General features: G+C 44.4%; 1 protein-coding gene. It reads left to right on the forward strand.

The genetic code is table 11. The features are described 5' to 3' along the window. The coding region (locus ACYVRH_RS14250) for a hypothetical protein (RefSeq protein WP_461257534.1) at positions 1–559 on the forward strand (559 nt) is incomplete at both ends.

Consider the following 559-nt stretch of genomic DNA (forward strand, 5'->3'; position numbering starts at 1 on the left):
GTTTTTATTTTATTCATTTTTATAATAGCCTTTTCTTTACACGCGCAGAATAAAAGCGCGTATCTTGTCCCGCGCATTATTTATGTGGGAGACTCGGCTTCTTTTGTTTTACCGCTTCCGGCTTCTTCGCAGAACGAAGATTTTGTCATTACGTCTTATGATACGGATTTGCTCCCGTCAGACCCATATATTGATTTTCACAGAATAATTCTGGAACGCCGCGCCGCAGGAAGCAGGCTGATAATTGAATTTACACCCTTCGCCGCCGGAGTTTTAAAACTGCCCGATATAAAAATAGGAGGCGATTGTTTTTCCGGCTTTGCTATTACGGTAAGTTCGCTAATAGACAGCCGCTCGGCTCCCGTGCTTTCCTCCGCAACATCCGCTCTTGCGATGCCGGGTACGGCGGCAATGCTTTACGGTTCAATGGCGGTCATTGTCATTTTTATACTGTCGGCGCTTTGGTTCATCTTTAAAGGACGCGCGGTAATTGGCAAATTACGCGAGGAATTAAAACGGCGAAGGCTTTTTAAGTCAATAAAAAATACCGAAAAAAACC

The sequence above is a fragment of the Treponema sp. R80B11-R83G3 genome (genome assembly GCF_054786115.1).